Raw genomic sequence first — 2,244 nt, 5'->3', positions numbered from 1 at the left:
ATGCCCGGCGCGCGGATCACGCTCGCCGCGCCGCCCGCGCTGGCGCCGCTGGCGCTCGCCACGGGCGCGGTCGACGACGTCCTGCCGGCGGACTCCGGGCTCGGACCACTGCCGCCCGCCGAGCCGGTGGGTACGGCCGTCAACCTGCACGGCCGGGGCCCGCAGAGCCACCGGCGGCTGGCGGCGCTCGGGCCCGCCCGGCTGCTGGCGTTCGCGTCCGCGGGCGCGCTGCACACCGACGGGCCCGACTGGGATCCGGGCGAGCACGAGGTGGCGCGCTGGTGCCGGCTGGTGCGCGCCTACGGGTTCGACGCCGATCCCGACGACCTGGACCTGGCGCCGCCGGCGGTCCCCTCGCCCGCCCCCGGCGCCGTCGTCGTCCATCCGGGGGCCGCGTTCGCGGCGCGGCGATGGCCGGCCGAGCGGTTCGCCGCGGTCGCGGCGGCGCTGCGCGCCGGCGGCGAGCGGGTCGTCGTCACCGGCGGCCCCGGCGAGGGGCCGCTCGCGCACCGCGTCATGGAGCTCGCGCGGCTCGACCTCCGCGACGACCTCGCCGGCCGCACCCATCTGCCGCAGCTGGCCGCGCTCGTCGCGGGCGCCCGGCTGGTGGTGTGCGGCGACACCGGCGTCGCGCACCTCGCGACCGCCTTCCGCACACCGTCGGTGCTGCTGTTCGGGCCGACGCCGCCCGACCGGTGGGGGCCGCCCGACCGGGCCGAGCACCGGGTGCTGTGGGCGGGGCGGTCCGGCGACCCGCACGGCGGCGAACCCCACCCCGGCCTACTGGAGATCTCCGCGGACGAGGCCGTCGAGGCCGCCGGGAAGGCGCTCACGCTACACGCTTAGGAGGAAACCGATGAGGCATGCCCGCGCCGTCGTCACCGGAGGGTCCGGCTTTCTCGGCTCGCACCTGTGCGAGGCGCTGCTGGCCCAGGACATCTCGGTCGTCTGCCTGGACAACCTGCTGACCGGCACGTCCCGCAACATCGCGCACCTCGCCGACCGGCGGGACTTCCGGTTCCTGAGGCGCGACCTCACCGAGCCGGTGCACGTGCCCGGCGACGTCGGCTACGTGTTCCACCTGGCGTCGTCGGCGTCCCCCGCGGACTACATGCGGTATCCGATCCAGACGCTGGAGGTCGGCAGCCAGGGCACCCGGAACGCGCTCGAACTCGCGGAGAGCAAGGGCGCCCGGTTCGTGCTGGCGTCCACGTCCGAGGTGTACGGGGACCCGCTGGTGCACCCGCAGCCCGAGACGTACTGGGGCAACGTCAACCCGGTCGGCCCGCGCAGCGTCTACGACGAGGCCAAGCGGTTCGGGGAGGCGCTGACGTCGGCGTTCCGGCACTCCCGGGGGCTGGACGCCGGGATCGTGCGGATCTTCAACAGCTACGGGCCGCGGATGCGCCCCGACGACGGCCGCGCGATCCCGACGTTCCTGCGGCAGGCGCTGACCGGCGAGGACCTCACCGTCACCGGGGACGGCTCGCAGACCCGGTCGATCTGCCACGTCTGCGACACCGTCCGGGGCCTCATCGCGCTCGCGATGTCGGACCATCCGGGGCCGGTCAACATCGGCAGCCCGTACGAGATCTCGATGGCCGACCTCGCCGGGCTGGTCGTCGAGCTGACCGGGTCGCGGTCGCGGATCCGGTTCGTCGACCGGCCGCAGGACGACCCGAAGGTGCGGCGGCCGGACACCTCGCTCGCCGAGGAGGTGCTCGGCTGGCGCCCGCGGTTCGGCATCGAGGAGGGGCTGGTCTCCACCATCGAGTGGTTCTCCCGCGAGCTGCTCGTCGCCCGTCCCGCCTAGCCGCGGTCGGCGCCACGGGCTAGGCCCGGAGGGCGGCCAGGAGGTCGGTGAGGAGGCCGGCGGACGGGGGCCGGGCGGGCGTGCGGCCCGCGCCCCCGGGCGCCAGGCACCAGCGCCACCACCGGTCGAGTTCCGCCGGGTCCAGCAGCGGCGGCGCGTCGTGTTCGCCCGTGGTGACGACCGCGGGCCACGACCAGGCGCGGGCCTGCGCGGTGACCTTCGCGCCGCCGGCCACCGGGTCGACGGCCAGGGCGGGGACGCCGTTCTTCAGCGCGAGGACGAGCCCGTGCAGCCGCGACGTGACGACCACGTCGAGGCGGCGCAGCGCGGACTCCAGCTCGGCGGCCGTCGAGAACAGCCGCCAGTCGCGCGGGTCGAGCCGGGTGTCGAGGGGCAGCCGCGCGCACGCGCGGCCGGCGAGCCAGCCCGTG

Annotated in this window: 3 protein-coding genes; 2 read left to right on the top strand and 1 reads right to left on the bottom strand. The window is 76.6% G+C overall.

Annotated elements, in window-relative coordinates:
• Together ABZ914_RS50410 and ABZ914_RS50405 are read left to right on the top strand one after the other, a co-directional pair.
• On the top strand, positions 1-846 hold an 846-nt coding region (locus tag ABZ914_RS50410), incomplete at its 5' end, for a glycosyltransferase family 9 protein (RefSeq protein ID WP_500201680.1).
• A 10-nt stretch (positions 847-856) separates the two neighbouring features.
• Entirely contained in the window at positions 857-1,813 is a 957-nt protein-coding gene (locus ABZ914_RS50405) for an NAD-dependent epimerase/dehydratase family protein (RefSeq protein WP_500201679.1), read from the top strand.
• A 19-nt stretch (positions 1,814-1,832) separates the two neighbouring features.
• Here ABZ914_RS50405 and ABZ914_RS50400 read toward each other — a convergent pair.
• The coding region (locus tag ABZ914_RS50400; protein ID WP_500201678.1) for a polysaccharide pyruvyl transferase family protein at positions 1,833-2,244 on the bottom strand (412 nt) is incomplete at its 5' end.

The sequence above is a fragment of the Spirillospora sp. NPDC046719 genome, from assembly GCF_040645715.1.
GTDB lineage: Bacteria > Actinomycetota > Actinomycetes > Streptosporangiales > Streptosporangiaceae > Spirillospora.
Note: the sequence above shows the minus strand (reverse complement) of the source record. Positions and strands in the feature narration are given on the sequence as shown.